The sequence below is a fragment of the Allopontixanthobacter sediminis genome (genome assembly GCF_009828115.1).
Lineage (GTDB): Bacteria > Pseudomonadota > Alphaproteobacteria > Sphingomonadales > Sphingomonadaceae > Allopontixanthobacter > Allopontixanthobacter sediminis.
Map to the genome: position 1 here is coordinate 529,634 of NZ_WTYL01000001.1, position 13,686 is coordinate 543,319.

General features: G+C 62.0%; 16 protein-coding genes. 8 read left to right on the forward strand and 8 right to left on the reverse strand.

Annotation, left to right across the window (positions count from 1 at the left end; all coding sequences use genetic code 11):
- Positions 1-9: 9 nt before the first annotated feature.
- From GRI65_RS02750 to radC, 6 genes are all read right to left on the reverse strand, one after another.
- Positions 10-648 carry a phosphoribosylanthranilate isomerase gene (locus GRI65_RS02750; RefSeq protein ID WP_160754987.1) on the reverse strand — a complete coding sequence of 213 codons (639 nt, stop codon included), beginning with the start codon at positions 646-648 and terminating at the stop codon, positions 10-12.
- A gap of 3 nt (positions 649-651) precedes the next feature.
- A complete protein-coding gene (locus GRI65_RS02755) occupies positions 652-1,014 on the reverse strand; it encodes a bleomycin resistance protein (protein WP_160754988.1) in 363 nt (120 codons plus the stop codon).
- Position 1,015: 1 nt separating this feature from the next.
- A complete protein-coding gene (pyrF, locus tag GRI65_RS02760) occupies positions 1,016-1,690 on the reverse strand; it encodes an orotidine-5'-phosphate decarboxylase (RefSeq protein WP_160754989.1) in 675 nt (224 codons plus the stop codon).
- On the reverse strand, positions 1,687-2,034 hold the full coding sequence (locus GRI65_RS02765) for a hypothetical protein (RefSeq protein WP_160754990.1): 348 nt from the start codon (positions 2,032-2,034) through the stop codon (positions 1,687-1,689). Before GRI65_RS02765 ends, pyrF begins: the two co-directional genes overlap by 4 nt.
- Before the next feature lie 107 nt (positions 2,035-2,141).
- Positions 2,142-3,452: an adenylosuccinate lyase gene (gene purB / locus GRI65_RS02770; RefSeq protein WP_160754991.1), complete on the reverse strand. Its 1,311-nt coding sequence runs from the start codon at positions 3,450-3,452 to the stop codon at positions 2,142-2,144.
- Between the two features lie 53 nt (positions 3,453-3,505).
- Positions 3,506-4,213, reverse strand: coding sequence for a RadC family protein (gene radC / locus GRI65_RS02775; RefSeq protein WP_160755574.1), 708 nt, complete (start codon positions 4,211-4,213; stop codon positions 3,506-3,508).
- Between the two features lie 88 nt (positions 4,214-4,301).
- Here radC and GRI65_RS02780 point away from each other — a divergent pair, with 88 nt between their 5' ends.
- From GRI65_RS02780 to GRI65_RS02815, 8 genes are all read left to right on the forward strand, one after another.
- Positions 4,302-7,499, forward strand: coding sequence for an intermembrane phospholipid transport protein YdbH family protein (locus GRI65_RS02780; RefSeq protein WP_160754992.1), 3,198 nt, complete (start codon positions 4,302-4,304; stop codon positions 7,497-7,499).
- Between the two features lie 98 nt (positions 7,500-7,597).
- The gene (locus GRI65_RS02785; RefSeq protein WP_160755575.1) at positions 7,598-7,756 is read left to right on the forward strand and encodes a YnbE family lipoprotein; all 159 of its coding nucleotides are present in this window, start codon (positions 7,598-7,600) and stop codon (positions 7,754-7,756) included.
- An 11-nt stretch (positions 7,757-7,767) separates the two neighbouring features.
- Entirely contained in the window at positions 7,768-8,187 is a 420-nt protein-coding gene (locus GRI65_RS02790) for a YdbL family protein (RefSeq protein ID WP_160754993.1), read from the forward strand.
- A gap of 162 nt (positions 8,188-8,349) precedes the next feature.
- Positions 8,350-8,685, forward strand: a complete 336-nt coding sequence (locus tag GRI65_RS02795; RefSeq protein ID WP_160754994.1) for an AtpZ/AtpI family protein — start codon at positions 8,350-8,352, stop codon at positions 8,683-8,685.
- Between the two features lie 71 nt (positions 8,686-8,756).
- Entirely contained in the window at positions 8,757-9,515 is a 759-nt protein-coding gene (locus GRI65_RS02800) for a F0F1 ATP synthase subunit A (RefSeq protein WP_160754995.1), read from the forward strand.
- A gap of 45 nt (positions 9,516-9,560) precedes the next feature.
- Positions 9,561-9,788 carry a F0F1 ATP synthase subunit C gene (locus tag GRI65_RS02805; RefSeq protein WP_114520182.1) on the forward strand — a complete coding sequence of 76 codons (228 nt, stop codon included), beginning with the start codon at positions 9,561-9,563 and terminating at the stop codon, positions 9,786-9,788.
- A gap of 80 nt (positions 9,789-9,868) precedes the next feature.
- Positions 9,869-10,363, forward strand: a complete 495-nt coding sequence (locus tag GRI65_RS02810; protein ID WP_160754996.1) for a F0F1 ATP synthase subunit B family protein — start codon at positions 9,869-9,871, stop codon at positions 10,361-10,363.
- A complete protein-coding gene (locus tag GRI65_RS02815) occupies positions 10,356-10,937 on the forward strand; it encodes a F0F1 ATP synthase subunit B family protein (protein ID WP_232843896.1) in 582 nt (193 codons plus the stop codon). The genes GRI65_RS02810 and GRI65_RS02815 overlap by 8 nt, the downstream gene beginning before the upstream one ends.
- A gap of 48 nt (positions 10,938-10,985) precedes the next feature.
- Here GRI65_RS02815 and gloB read toward each other — a convergent pair whose 3' ends face one another.
- Both gloB and rpsA read right to left on the reverse strand, forming a co-directional pair.
- Complete coding sequence (gloB, locus tag GRI65_RS02820) at positions 10,986-11,759, reverse strand: hydroxyacylglutathione hydrolase (RefSeq protein ID WP_160754997.1); 774 nt, start codon at positions 11,757-11,759, stop codon at positions 10,986-10,988.
- A gap of 105 nt (positions 11,760-11,864) precedes the next feature.
- Entirely contained in the window at positions 11,865-13,574 is a 1,710-nt protein-coding gene (gene rpsA, locus GRI65_RS02825) for a 30S ribosomal protein S1 (RefSeq protein WP_160754998.1), read from the reverse strand.
- Positions 13,575-13,686: the final 112 nt, after the last annotated feature.

The window sequence follows — 13,686 nt, forward strand, 5'->3', positions numbered from 1 at the left end:
TAGCGTCTGTCATAGCCGTGCCGCTTTGCAGAAGGCCGCGATTCTGTCCACGTCCTTGACGCCGGGCGCGCTTTCGACGCCGGAGGAGGTGTCGACCAGCGGTGCGCCCGTGGCCCGGATGGCTTCGGCGACATTGCTTGCAGTCAACCCGCCGGCCAGCCCCCAGGGAAGCCCGCCGTGATACGCCGCGAGTAACTGCCAGTCGAACCGCAGGCCCATGCCGCCGGGGATGGCCGATCCTTTGGGTGTCTTCGCGTCGAACAGGATGAAATCGGCGGCACCGACATAGGACTCGGCGCGCGCGATGTCGGAGGCGGAGGAAACTGGCAGCACCTTCCACACCGGCATTCCGAAGCGCGCCTTGACTTCCGCGGCGCGGGCGGGGCTTTCCGCGCCGTGAAGCTGGATTGCGCCCAGTCTCGCCGCCGTCACCGCCTGGGTGAGCAGGCTGTCGTCCGGATCGACGAAGACTCCGACTGATATTATCCGGCCCTCCGTACGGGCGGCCAAGGCGCCAGCGTCGCGCACCGGCAGATGGCGCGGGGAAGGGGGGAAGAAATTGAGGCCGACATACTCCGCACGGGCCGTAATGGCCGCGTCGAGTGCGGCGGGCGTGGTCACCCCGCAAATCTTGACTTTGGCGGCCATGGCTCAGTCGTTCTGGACCAGCCGGACCAGCGTGCCATCGGGGTCCACCAGATAGGCGATGTCGAGCCCGCTCAATTCGCGCCTTGGATCGGAGATGCGGGGGAAGCCGTTGCTCGTTTGCGGTACGCCCACTTCCACTGCCTGGCGGTGCATCGCCGGCATATCGTCCAGCCGGATGCAGCAGCCGAAGGAGCTCTTCGCCGGATCGAGATCGGGATAGGGAAAGAATTCCAGCTGGACCGCCCCGCGGGTCAGGATCATCCAGCCATTGTCCCGCCAGCCGCATTCGAAACCGAGCGCGCCGTAGAACGCTTCGGTCGTGCCGAAATCGCGGGAAGGCAGGTTAGGGGTCGCGCGGTCGGCCATGTCAAAGCGTGGCTTCGATATCACGGGCTGCCTGAACCGGATCGTCGGCGCGCGAAATCGGGCGGCCGATCACCAGCACGCTGGCGCCGTCGTCGCGGGCTTGCCGCGGCGTCACGACGCGTTTCTGATCACCCGTAGCGGACCCCGCAGGGCGCAGGCCCGGCACGACGAAGAACCCGTCCTTCCACCGCTTGTGAACCGCGCGGACTTCCTGTCCGGAACAGACGACCCCGTCGAGACCCGCGTCCTGCGCCAGTTCCGCCAGCCGCATGACCTGATCATGCGCGTTGCCATCGACGCCGGTGCGCGTCAGGTCCCGCTCGTCAAGGCTGGTGAGCATGGTCACTGCGACGATTTTCGTGCCGTTGGGCGCTGCCGCCTTGGCGTCTTCCATCATTGCCCGACCGCCGCTGGCATGGACGGTCACGATCGCGGGTTCCGAAACATGGATCGCGTGCATCGCGGCGGCGACGGTGTTGGGAATGTCGTGAAGTTTCAGGTCGAGGAAGATCGGCAGGCCGATCTGCGCGATCTCGTGCACCCCGTGATGCCCGTGGGCGCAGAAAAACTCGAGGCCGAGCTTGAAGCCGCCGACATGCGATTTGACACGTTCAGCCAGCGCCTTGGCCGCGTCCAGATTGGGCAAGTCGAGTGCGAGATAGACGGGATTGCTCATACGGGAGTATTCGGCGAGTAGGTGCTTGTAGGGGCGGGTTCGGGCGTGGTCTCTGCGGAGTCCATGGTTTCGCCGTAACCGGGTTCTGCGGGCGCAACCTGCGGAATGCGCGCGGCGGCTTCGAGCGTCTTGATGCGCCGGGTCAGCCGCCACTTGGTGCCGCGGTGGAGCAGCCACGTCGGGATCATGCCCAGCAGGAACGAAACGATTACCAGCGCAGGGACCTTGGTTTCCAGCACCATGTTGGTCCAAATCTGGACCTCCACTTCCTTCCAGTTGAAGAAAGAGAAGAACATCAGGCCTGCGAACAGCAGGACCCAGAGGATAGTGCGGACAATCTGCATCGTGTTTCCTGCGCTGCGGCTCAAAACCGGGTGTCAGCCGATGCTAGTCGGATTGGCCGCGCAAGGGAAGGGCGCGATGCGGCTGCCCCCGCGGCATCCTTTCGAACTTATCCGAACACCCGGTCGAATATGAAATCGACCTGTTTGAAGTGGTATTCGAGATCAAACTTGTCCTCGATTTCCGCGTCCGACAATGCCGCGGTGACTTCGCTGTCGGCCTTGAGCAATTCGAGCAACGATTTCTCGCCGTCCGATTCCCACACCTGCATCGCGTTGCGCTGGACGAGGCGATAGGAATCCTCGCGGCTCACCCCTGCCTGCGTCAGTGCGAGCAGGACCCGCTGCGAGTGAACCAGCCCGCCCATGCGGTCGAGATTCTTCTTCATCCGCACGGGATAGATCAGCAATTTGTCGATCACTCCGGTCAGCCGGGCGAGCGCGAAATCGAGTGTGATCGTCGCATCGGGGCCGATGAACCGCTCGACCGAAGAATGGGAGATATCCCGTTCATGCCACAGCGCGACATTCTCCATCGCGGGCAGGGCGTAGGACCGGATCATCCGGGCCTGCCCGGTCAGATTCTCGGTCAGGATCGGGTTGCGCTTGTGCGGCATGGCCGACGAACCCTTCTGTCCGGGGGAGAAATATTCCTCCGCCTCCAGCACTTCCGTACGCTGCAGGTGGCGGACCTCGACTGCGACCCGTTCGATGGAACTGGCGATCACGCCCAGCACTGCAAAGAACATCGCATGACGGTCACGCGGAATTACCTGCGTGCTGACCGGTTCGATGGCGAGGCCGAGGCGCTCGGCGACATGGGCTTCCACTTGCGGATCGATATTGGCGAAAGTGCCTACCGCGCCGGAAATGGCACAGGTCGCAATCTCCTCGCGCGCAGCGACCAGCCGTTTGCGGCACCGGGCGAACTCGGCATAGGCCTGTGCCAGCTTGAGGCCGAACGTGACCGGTTCGGCATGAATCCCGTGACTACGCCCGATGGTCGGGGTGTACTTGTGTTCTTCGGCGCGGCGCTTGATCGCGGCCAGAAGCTGGTCGAGATCTTCCAGCAGGATATCGGATGCGCGGGCCAGCTGTACCGCAAGCGTGGTGTCTAGCACATCGGAACTGGTCATGCCCTGATGCATGAAGCGCGCTTCGTCGCCAACCTGTTCCGCCACCCACGTCAGGAAGGCAATCACGTCATGCTTGGTGACCGCTTCGATCGCGTCGATAGCCGGAACATCGATGACCGGGTCGGTCGCCCACCAGTCCCACAGCGCCTTTGCCGCGCTTTTCGGCACAACGCCCAGCTCGCCCAGTTTCTCGGTCGCATGGGCTTCGATCTCAAACCAGATTCGGTAGCGTGATTCCGGTTCCCAGATGGCGGACATTTGCGGGCGGGAATAACGGGGAATCATGGCGGGCTCCGAATGGGCTTGGTTGCGAGGTGGCGGCTAGGCGCGCATCAGGTTTAGATCAACCCCTTGGCCTTCAGGCTGGTATGGCCTTCGCGCCCGATGATGATGTGATCGTGCACCACGATGCCGAGCAGCCGCCCGGCCTCCGCAATCCGGTTGGTGATCTGGATGTCGGCACGGCTCGGTTCCGGATTGCCGCTGGGATGGTTGTGCACCAGGATCAGAGCACTGGCTCCGATATCAAGCGCCTGGCGGATGATCTCGCGCGGATGGATCGCCGCCTCGTCGATCGATCCGTCACCGACATGCTCGTCCAGCACCAGACGGTTCTGGGTGTTGAGATACAGCACCCGGACGCGCTCGACTGTAAGATGCGCCATGTCGATCGTCAGGTAATCGAGCAGGGCTTGCCAGCTGCCCAGCACCGGATTTTTCTGCACCCCGACCCGGGCCATCCGCCGGGCAGCGAGCGCCACGCTCTTCAGCGCCGCAGCGCTCGTTTCACCCACGCCCTTGACCGATTGCAGTGCTTTCGCGTCGGCATTCAGTACACCGGCGAGGGAACCGAACCGTTTCATCAACGCCTTGGCAATCGGCTTCGTGTCGCCCTGTTTGACCGCGGCGAACAGCAGGTACTCGAGCACCTCGTAATCAGCCAGCGCCTCCGCACCTCCGCCGAGCAGCCGCTCTCGCAATCGCCCGCGATGACCGGCACCCGAATGCGCAGGCTCCACCGGTTGCCCGGGGTTGCCGGACAGAATATCTTCGGATTCAGGCAACCTTTACCTCGCAACGATGTTATAGCTGCTGCATTGCCTTTACCGGGCGACTGGCGCAAGTGTGGGGTGCATGGCGCAGGCCGAAGACGACATTTCCGAGACGGACCCGTTTGACGCCCCGGTGCCCCGCCGATCGCGCTGGATTTTGCGCGTCCTGATCGCACTGGTTCTGGCGATTGTTGTCATAGTGACTGCCGCGTGGTTTTCGCGAGAACAAATTGCCGAAAACCTGATCGGCGACCAGCTCGAACAGCTTGGCCTGCCCGCCACTTACGACATCGAACGGGTTGGCACGAACCAACAGGTCCTGACCAACATCGTGATCGGCGATCCGGCGCGCCCGGACCTGACCATCGAGCGGATCGTCGTCGATATCGACTATGGCTTGAGCGGCCCCATTATCGGCCTGATCACCTTAAACAAGGCACGCGCTTTCGGTAGCTACCGTGACGGTGTCCTCAGCTTCGGCGCGCTTGATCCGGTGCTGTCCCGTGACACGGGGGAGCCGCCCGCGCTGCCCGACATCGAGTTGGAACTGATCGACGCGCGGGCGCTGGTTGAAACCGATTTCGGGCCTGTTGGCCTGAAAGCGGAAGGGAAAGGCCCGCTGGATGACGGTTTCGCCGGAATTCTCGCCGCTACCGCACCAGAACTGGACGGCGGCGGATGCAGCGCGCGCGGCGCGACCCTCTATGGCGCGATCACTTCGCAGGACGGCAAGCCGCGGTTCGCCGGACCGGTGAGAGCCGCTGAACTTTCCTGTCCGGAACAGCAGGTTTCGGTGAAAAACGCAGCTGTCCAAATTGAAGGCGGAAGCGACGCGGGATTCACAGTGTTCGATGGTGAGGCCCGGCTCGCGACGGGCGCGGCTTCGATCGCAGGAAATGCGGTTGGCGGCCTTAATGGAACGTTCCGTGCTAGCTGGCGGGATCGTGGGCTTAACGGCACTTATTCACTGGCGGCGCGGTCGCTCGGGACTGCCCAGCTCGGCGCGGCACTGGTGACCGCGGAGGGCGCCATACGGGGCCGCGACGGGTTCGAGCAGGTTGAACTCACCGCGGATGTCGAGGGGAACGGCGTGCGCCTTGGCGACACGGTCGATCGCTCGCTGGCGGAATTCACGGCCACCGCGGAGGGTACTTTTGCCGCGCCGCTGATCGCGAAAATGCGCGGGGCGATGCGGCGCGAATCGCGGGGCAGCCGGTTGGCGGCGCAAGTCAATTTGCGGCAGAGCGGCGAGATTACTTCAGTGGTCATTCCCCAGGCCATCCTGACCGGTGGGGGCGGGGGTAACCTGCTGTCACTATCGCGCTTCCAGTTCAGCACCGCTGGCGCAGGGACTCCCAAATTGTCGGGCAATCTGGTAACCGGCGGGACCGGATTACCGCGTATTTCGGGGCGGATGGAACGGAGCGCGCGGGGCAATCTGATCTTCCGGATGCGGATGGCGGAATATTCCGAGGGGGACAGTTCGGTCGCAATTCCGGAGTTGGTCCTGCTGCAGGGAAGCAATGGAGCATTCGGATTTTCGGGCAACGCTCTGGCCAGCGGGCCTTTGCCGGGAGGATCGATTCGAGCGCTGGCGCTCCCGATTAGCGGCAATTATTCAGCGCGCGGCGGCCTTTCCATGTGGCGCGAGTGTACGAAAGTCGGTTTCGCCAAGCTGGAACTGGCCAATCTGGTCGTTGAACGGCAAGCGCTGACGCTGTGCCCGGCAGCGGGGCAGGCGATCCTGCGGGCTGGCGCAGGCGGATTGCAGATCGCCGCGGGCACACCCTCACTCGACCTTGTCGGCACCCTCGCGGACACACCGATCCGGATTGCCAGCGGACCGGTCGGCGCCGCCTATCCCGGAGCGCTGTCCGCCAAGGATCTCGACGTCACACTTGGCGCAGCGGACAGCGCGAACCGCTTTACCATCGCCAATCTGGACGCGGTGATCGGCGAGAATATCGCCGGACGCTTCTCGGACGCCGACATCCGGCTGTTCTCCGTGCCGATCGACCTGACCGGAACCAGCGGCGCCTGGGACTACACCGGCGGCGTCCTGACGCTGTCGGACAGCGCCTTCACCGCCACCGACCGTTCGGAAGCGCAGCGTTTCAAGCCGCTGCTCTCGAGTGGTGCCAGGCTGACCCTGGCTGACAGCATCGTGCTTGCGAGCGCTCGGCTGCGCGAACCGACGAGCGGGCGGGAAGTTGTCCGGGTGGCGATCCGTCACGACTTGAGCAACGCTTCGGGCTTCGCCGATCTCGTGGTTGATTCGCTGCTGTTCGACGACGTATTGCAGCCAGAGCAGCTTAGCGAATATGCCAAGGGCGTGATCGCCAACGCCGAGGGTGTGATCACCGGAACCGGGCGGATCGTCTGGAACAGTGAGGATGTGACCAGTTCGGGCCAGTTCTCCAGCGATTCGTTCGACTTCGCTGCGGCTTTCGGTCCTGTGAAGGGGGCATCCGGCACGGTCCGGTTCACCGACCTGCTTAATCTTACGACGGCTCCCAAACAGATACTGCAGGTCGCGTCGATCAACCCCGGCATCGAAGTTAAGGACGGCGAAGTTCTGTTTTCCATGCGGGAGGGAACAATCGTATCGGTCCTCGGCGGACGCTGGCCCTTCATGGGGGGAACCCTGCTGCTGGAACCGGTCGAGCTTAATCTCGGTGAGCCGGAAGTCCGGGCTTATGTACTGACCATCCAGGGTCTCGATGCGGCGCAGTTCATCAGTCAGATGGAGCTGGGTAATCTGAGTGCGACGGGCACGTTCGACGGTGAAATCCCGCTTGTTTTCGACGCGATGGGCAACGGTTCGATTCGCGGCGGATGGCTGGTCGCCCGCCCGCCCGGCGGAAACCTGTCCTATGTCGGCGAGCTGACCTATGAGGACATGACCCCGATCGTCAATTTTGCCTTCGATGCCCTGCGCAGCCTCGACTACAAGGAGATGCGCATCGGCATGGAGGGTTCGCTGTCGGGCGAACTGGTCACCAAGGTCAGGTTCGACGGGGTCAGGCAAGGTTCCGATGCGAAACGCAATTTCTTTACGCGCCAGATCGACGACTTGCCGATCCGTTTCAACGTCAACATCCGTGCGCCGTTCTATCAGCTGATCACCTCCGTTAAGGCGATGTACGACCCGGCCTTCATCAAGGATCCGCGCGACCTTGGCCTGATTTCAGCCGAGGGGAGCATGACGTCTGCAACCGCGCCTCAACAACCTCCTGTACAACTTCCTGTTCAGGGGCCGGAAAGCGAGAAAATGCCATGAGACAAGCCGAATTGACCTCAAAGCGCCCGGGTGCGACACCGCTGTTCATGCAGAACAGACATTCGGGAACATTGGGGAAGCGCTGGTTGGCGCCGGTTATGGTCGCTTCTACCGCAGCGCTGGGGGGATGTATTTCCGTCAACGCACCGGAAGGACCGATCGTGATCGAACTGAATATCAATATTCGGCAAGAAGTGATTTACCGCCTGGCCGAAGACGCCGGCAACACGATTGAAGAGAATGCCGATATTTTCTGATGGGACCCATGATGAACAGCAATAACCCTCTCCGACGCTTTAACGCTCTCCGACGCTTTGCCCTTGGCTTCGCTGCCGCGTCGCTGGCAGTTGGCGGGTTGGCTGGCGCCGCCTATGCGCAGCGCGATCCGGCGTATGAACAGGCGCGTTCGTCCGGCAAGGTCGGGGAAAAGATGGACGGCTACCTCGGGATCGTCGGCTCGGCCGCGCCTGATCTCCAGCGGCTGGTCAACGACATCAATATCAAGCGCCGCGCGGTGTATGCCGAAAAAGCGCAGGCCGCCAACGCCACGCTCGAAGAATACGCCCTGACGGCTGGCTGCCTCGCGATCGCGCGGACCTCGCCTGGGGAAAAATACCAGGCGCCCGACGGTAGTTGGCAGACACGTACGTCCTCTCCGCCGCTCCGCGATAGCCGCTGCCCCGCTTGATCGCCCACGCGGAGTTAACCCACCGGGACCCGCCCGCGTCCGCGAACTTCCATTTATGCTGCACTGCACCGGTTGACTTCAAAACACCCCCCGCCTAAGGGGGCGGCGCCCTCGGCGGGCAGGTTTTGTCCATGCCTTGCATTCTGTTCAAAGGAGCACGGTATGAGCGATGACCAGTCCGCACGGGAACCCATTGCTGAAGATGCGCGGATCGACGCGCTCGAAGCGCGGCTGAAAGCCGCACGCGAGCGTGAAGAACAACGTAACCAGCCAAAAGCGACCGGCGCCGACGCGAATTATCGCAGTGGCAACCGGGTGCTGGCGGATCTTCTCGGTGGGCTGCTTGGCGGTGCGGCGATTGGCTGGGTGATAGACGCCTTTGCCGGGACCACGCCCTGGGGTCTGTTGGTGGGACTGTTCCTCGGGATAGTCGTCGCCTTCAGGAACATTTTCCGGATGGCGAACACGCGTCCCGGCGATACTCCTCCACCGGAGTAAGCGGGAAGCTTTCGTTCAAATGACTTAGGGGCGTTTCAAACGTGACAGCCGAAGTGGCCAAAGTCGACCCAATGCACCAGTTCACGATCGAACCGATTTTCGGTTCGGCGAACTGGGAACTGGCGGGTTACAACATCGCTTTCACCAACAGCGCGATGTGGATGCTGATCGCCACGGTTGTGCTGTGGATTTTCGTGGCCGGCGGAATGCGGCGCGAACTGGTCCCCGGCCGGTGGCAGATGTCGGTGGAGTTTTTCACCGGGTTCATCGACGACATGCTCGAAGCAAACGTCGGGAAGAACGGGCGCAAATACGTGCCTTATATCTTTTCTCTGTTCATGTTCATCCTGTTCGCCAACATCCTGGGCCTGATGCCGCTGGGCGTGATCGGCCTGCACCCGTTTACCTTCACCAGCCACTTCACCGTCACCGGGATGCTGGCAATACTCAGCTTCGCAATCGTCCTGGTGGTCGGTTTCTGGAAGCACGGTTTCCACTTCTTCTCGCTGTTCGTTCCCAGCGGCACGCCATGGCCGATGATCCCGATCATCTTCCCGATCGAACTGATCTCGTTCCTTGTGCGTCCTTTCAGCCTCGGCCTGCGACTGTTCGTGGCCATGATGGCCGGACACGTGCTCCTGGAAGTCCTGTCCAGTTTCGTGATCGACGGAACCAACGCCGGCATCGGTTTTGCCGCGCTGGTCGGACTGCCAAGCTTCATCCTGATGGTGGGGATTTGCGCACTCGAAATCCTGGTCGCCGGTATTCAGGCCTACGTATTTGCACTGTTGACGTCGCTGTACATCAACGATGCCGAGAATCTTCACTAAGACTTTCAATCAACCACTTAGAATTACACGAAAAAGGAAATTATTATGGACGCAGAAGCTGCAAAACTGATCGGTGCCGGTCTCGCTGCAATTGGTGCCGGCATGGCCGCCATCGGTGTGGGTAACGTGTTCGGTTCCTTCCTCGAAAGCGCGCTGCGCAACCCGGGCGCTGCGGATGGTCAGCAGGGACGTCTGTTCATCGGCTTCGCAGCTGCCGAACTTCTCGGCCTGCTCGCCTTCGTCGTCGCGATGATCCTGATCTTCGTCGCCTGACACTGCTTTCGATACCGGTCCGGGGCGCTGCTCCGGGCCGGATGTTTTCTTCGTTTGTCTGATCAACGGGACCCGTACCCATGCCGCAGATTGCCCAGCTTGCCGAGACATACTCCAGCCAGATTTTCTGGTTGCTGGTGTTTTTCGGCATCGTCTTCGTCTTCGTCGGACGCGGAATGGTGCCCAAGGTAATGGATACGGTTGCCCAGCGTGACCAGCAGATCTCCGCCGACCTCGCCGCAGCTACCGCTGCCCGGGCAAAGGCGGATGAGGAAGAAGAAGCCTGGCGGGTGCGCGAAAACGATAATCGTGCCGCCGCCCAGGCTATCGTTGCCCAGGCCAAAGCCGAGGCAGCGGATCGTAACGAGAAGAAACTCGCCGCGGCGCAGAAGCGTCTCGACACCAAGCTGGCAAAGGCCGAGCAGGAAATCTCCGAGGCACGTGATGCTGCCCTGGCGGAAGTCGAAGGCGTCGCTGCAGAGGCCGCGCAGGACATCGTCCAGCGCCTGGCAGGGGTCACCGTGACCGCTGCTGCGGCCAAGACCGCGGTAAAGAAGGCCCTTTCCCATGTTTGACCTGAAACTCATGGCGAACGCCCCGGAGGTCTTTTCGACCACCGCTGCCACCGTCGCCGCCGAAGTGGAGCATGGTGCGGGCAAACACATCGAACCGCAATTGTTCGGTCTGGCACCTTACCAGATCGTCGCCATATCGATGCTGGTCCTGATTGCGATCATGGTCTGGAAGAAGGTCCCCGGGATGATCATGGGTGGGCTGGATAGCAGGATTGCGGCGATCCGTACCCAGCTGGACGAAGCAAAGCAGCTTCGCGCCGAAGCCGAAGCGCTCCGCAACGAATACGCCGCCAAAATTGCCAACGCGGAAAAAGACGCCGAAGCGATGATCGCCGGCGCGCAGACCGAAGCCGACGCGATCCTGGCCAAGGCCGAAGCGGACGGCCAGCAGATGGTTGTCCGACGCAAGCAGTTGGCCGAAGACAAGATCTCCGCAGCAGAGCGCGAAGCGGTGGACCAGGTTCGCCGGCGCGCCGCCACTGCGGCTACCTTGGCAGCGCGCGGCTTGATTGCTGAAAAGCACGATGCGGCTGCGGACAGCAAGCTCGCAGATCAGGTAATCGCGGGTATCTGAATCCCTTCGCTTCGGTCCGGTTAGGGCCGCAGCGTATTGCCGGCCCAGTTAGAAGCTGTCCTTTGCCGCCCTGAGTGCGGCAAAGGTGCCCACTGGGCCATCACCACCCCATCGTGCCTTCATGGCTTCGATATCCGCCCTAAGAAAGGGGTTGGTGGCCAGTTCGCGCGATAGTGGCATCGGCACGGTCCATTCGCTCCGGCTGCGCTTGTCGGCAATTTCCGCCGCATATTCGGCCAGCGCATCGTTGTCCGGATCGGCGTGGACCGCAAACTTTGCATTGGCTGCGGTGTATTCATGCGCGCAGTAGAGCATCGTCTCAGGTGGCAGGGCACGAATCCGCTCGAGGCTGGCCCAGAATTGCTCCGGTGTCCCTTCGAACATCCGACCGCAGCCTAGCGCGAACACCGCATCGCCAACCATCGCTATGCCCGCTTCAGGCAGGTGATAGGCGATATGTCCAAGCGTGTGCCCGCCGACATCAATGATCTGCGCTGTATAACCGCCGAGGGACACCGTGTCGCCGTGCGCCACCTCGTGGTCGATGCCCGCGATTCGCGCTGCTTCTGCCGCCGGTGCCGTGATGGTGCAGTTGCCGCCTGCTTCCTGGCAGGCTGCCTTTATGGCGAGATTGCCGCCCGCATGATCGGGGTGCCAGTGGGTGTTCCAGATCTGCGTGATAGTCCAGCCTTTGGACTTGGCTTGCCGCAAATATTCCGCGGCGTCGGGTGTATCGACGCACACTGTCTCGCCGCTGGATGGATCGTGCAGGAGGAAGCCGTAATTATCGGACAGGCAGGGAAACTGGTGGATCTGGATCATCGCCGCAGGATAGCGTTGATCCCGATCATAGGAAAGGCCCGCCTGCTCGAATGAGCGGGCGGGCCTTGCCGGTTGTTGTTTATAAGACCTTGAAGGCGGTGGCGATTACTCGCTCTTGCCTTTCAAGGCTTCGCCGAGAATGTCGCCCAGCGATGCGCCCGATGCGGACGAACCGTACTGTTCGACAGCCTGCTTCTCTTCAGAGACCTGACGGGCCTTGATCGAGAAGTTCGGCTTCTTGGACCGGTCGAAACCGATGACCATGACGTCGACCTTCTGGCCAGCCTGGAAACGGTCGGGACGCTGCTCGTCGCGGTCACGGCCGAGATCCGAACGCTTGATGAAGCCGGTTGCGCCGTCTTCGCCAACCTGCACTTCGAGGCCGCCATCGCGAACTTCGAGTACGGTCACGGTGACTACGTCGTTACGCTTCAGCGAGCTTCCGCCAGCCGCGCCTTCTGCCGAAGGTGCGCCCTTTTCGAGCTGCTTCATGCCGAGCGAGATACGCTCCTTGTCGGTGTCGACATCGAGCACCACGGCCTGGACTTCTTCACCCTTGCGGTGAAGCGCCAGAGCGTCTTCGCCCGAAATGCCCCATGCGATGTCGGACATGTGGACCATGCCGTCGACGTCGCCATCGAGGCCAATGAACAGGCCGAATTCGGTCGCGTTCTTGACTTCACCGGTGACGGTCGAACCAACCGGATGCTTGTCGGCGAATTCTTCCCACGGGTTGCCCTGTGCCTGCTTGAGGCCAAGCGAAATACGGCGCTTGTCGGAATCGACTTCCAGCACCATCACGTCGACTTCCTGCGAGGTCGAGACGATCTTGCCGGGGTGGACGTTCTTCTTGGTCCAGCTCATTTCGGAAACGTGGACCAGGCCTTCGATGCCGGGTTCCAGTTCCACGAACGCACCGTATTCGGTGATGTTGGTGACGGTGCCCTTGAGCTTCATGTCGACCGGATATTTCGCGGCGACGCCGTCCCACGGATCGCTTTCAAGCTGCTTCATGCCCAGGCTGATGCGCTGGGTTTCGCTGTTGATGCGAACGATCTGCACCGTCACGGTCTGGCCGATTTCGATGACTTCGCTCGGGTGGTTGACGCGCTTGTAGCTCATGTCGGTGACATGCAGCAGGCCGTCGATTCCGCCGAGATCGACGAATGCGCCGTAATCGGTGATGTTCTTGACCACACCGTCGATGACCTGGCCTTCAACCAGTTCGCCGATCAGTTCGCTGCGCTGTTCTGCACGGGTTTCTTCGAGAACGGCACGGCGCGAAACGACGATGTTGCCGCGGCGGCGATCCATCTTGAGGATCTGGAACGGCTGCGGGATTTCCATCAGCGGAGTGACATCGCGCACGGGGCGGATATCGACCTGGCTGCCGGGAAGGAAGGCAACGGCGCCGTCGAGGTCGACGGTGAAGCCGCCCTTGACCCGGCCGAATATGCGGCCTTCGACGCGGACGCCTTCGCCAAATTCGCTTTCCAGCTTGTCCCATGCGGCTTCGCGGCGGGCGCGGTCGCGGCTGAGCATTGCTTCGCCGTCGGAATTTTCGACGCGGTCGACATAAACTTCGACTTCATCGCCGACGCTGAGGCCGTGGCCTTCTTCGCCGCGGTTGAATTCCTTGAGGTCGATACGGCCTTCGCTCTTGAGGCCTACGTCGATCACGGCGAAACCGCCTTCGATCGAGGTTACGGTGCCTTTTACGACGCGGCCTTCAAAGCCGCCATCATCGGCGCCGCCGAATTGTTCGTTAAGAAGCGCTTCGAAATCGTCGCGCGTTGGGTTGGCTGTTGATGCCATGGGTTAGAGGTTCCTACACTATTTTTTCCGGCCGCCAGGTTGGTTCCCGGGGTCTTGTGGCCGAACTCCCCACCGGGCCGAATGCCGCGATGAAGGTCCATTGGATCTGATC

Excerpts from the sequence above, each read along its gene's own strand:
- rpsA (WP_160754998.1), bottom strand. The coding sequence starts at position 13,574 with ATGGCATCAACAGCCAACCCAACGCGCGACGATTTCGAAGCGCTTCTT.
- GRI65_RS02765 (WP_160754990.1), bottom strand. The coding sequence starts at position 2,034 with ATGCAGATTGTCCGCACTATCCTCTGGGTCCTGCTGTTCGCAGGCCTG.
- GRI65_RS02810 (WP_160754996.1), top strand. The coding sequence starts at position 9,869 with ATGCCGCAGATTGCCCAGCTTGCCGAGACATACTCCAGCCAGATTTTC.
- GRI65_RS02805 (WP_114520182.1), top strand. The coding sequence starts at position 9,561 with ATGGACGCAGAAGCTGCAAAACTGATCGGTGCCGGTCTCGCTGCAATT.
- purB (WP_160754991.1), bottom strand. The coding sequence starts at position 3,452 with ATGATTCCCCGTTATTCCCGCCCGCAAATGTCCGCCATCTGGGAACCG.
- gloB (WP_160754997.1), bottom strand. The coding sequence starts at position 11,759 with ATGATCCAGATCCACCAGTTTCCCTGCCTGTCCGATAATTACGGCTTC.
- GRI65_RS02750 (WP_160754987.1), bottom strand. The coding sequence starts at position 648 with ATGGCCGCCAAAGTCAAGATTTGCGGGGTGACCACGCCCGCCGCACTC.
- GRI65_RS02795 (WP_160754994.1), top strand. The coding sequence starts at position 8,350 with ATGAGCGATGACCAGTCCGCACGGGAACCCATTGCTGAAGATGCGCGG.
- GRI65_RS02800 (WP_160754995.1), top strand. The coding sequence starts at position 8,757 with ATGCACCAGTTCACGATCGAACCGATTTTCGGTTCGGCGAACTGGGAA.
- pyrF (WP_160754989.1), bottom strand. The coding sequence starts at position 1,690 with ATGAGCAATCCCGTCTATCTCGCACTCGACTTGCCCAATCTGGACGCG.
- GRI65_RS02755 (WP_160754988.1), bottom strand. The coding sequence starts at position 1,014 with ATGGCCGACCGCGCGACCCCTAACCTGCCTTCCCGCGATTTCGGCACG.
- GRI65_RS02780 (WP_160754992.1), top strand. The coding sequence starts at position 4,302 with ATGGCGCAGGCCGAAGACGACATTTCCGAGACGGACCCGTTTGACGCC.
- GRI65_RS02815 (WP_232843896.1), top strand. The coding sequence starts at position 10,356 with ATGTTTGACCTGAAACTCATGGCGAACGCCCCGGAGGTCTTTTCGACC.
- GRI65_RS02785 (WP_160755575.1), top strand. The coding sequence starts at position 7,598 with ATGGTCGCTTCTACCGCAGCGCTGGGGGGATGTATTTCCGTCAACGCA.
- GRI65_RS02790 (WP_160754993.1), top strand. The coding sequence starts at position 7,768 with ATGAACAGCAATAACCCTCTCCGACGCTTTAACGCTCTCCGACGCTTT.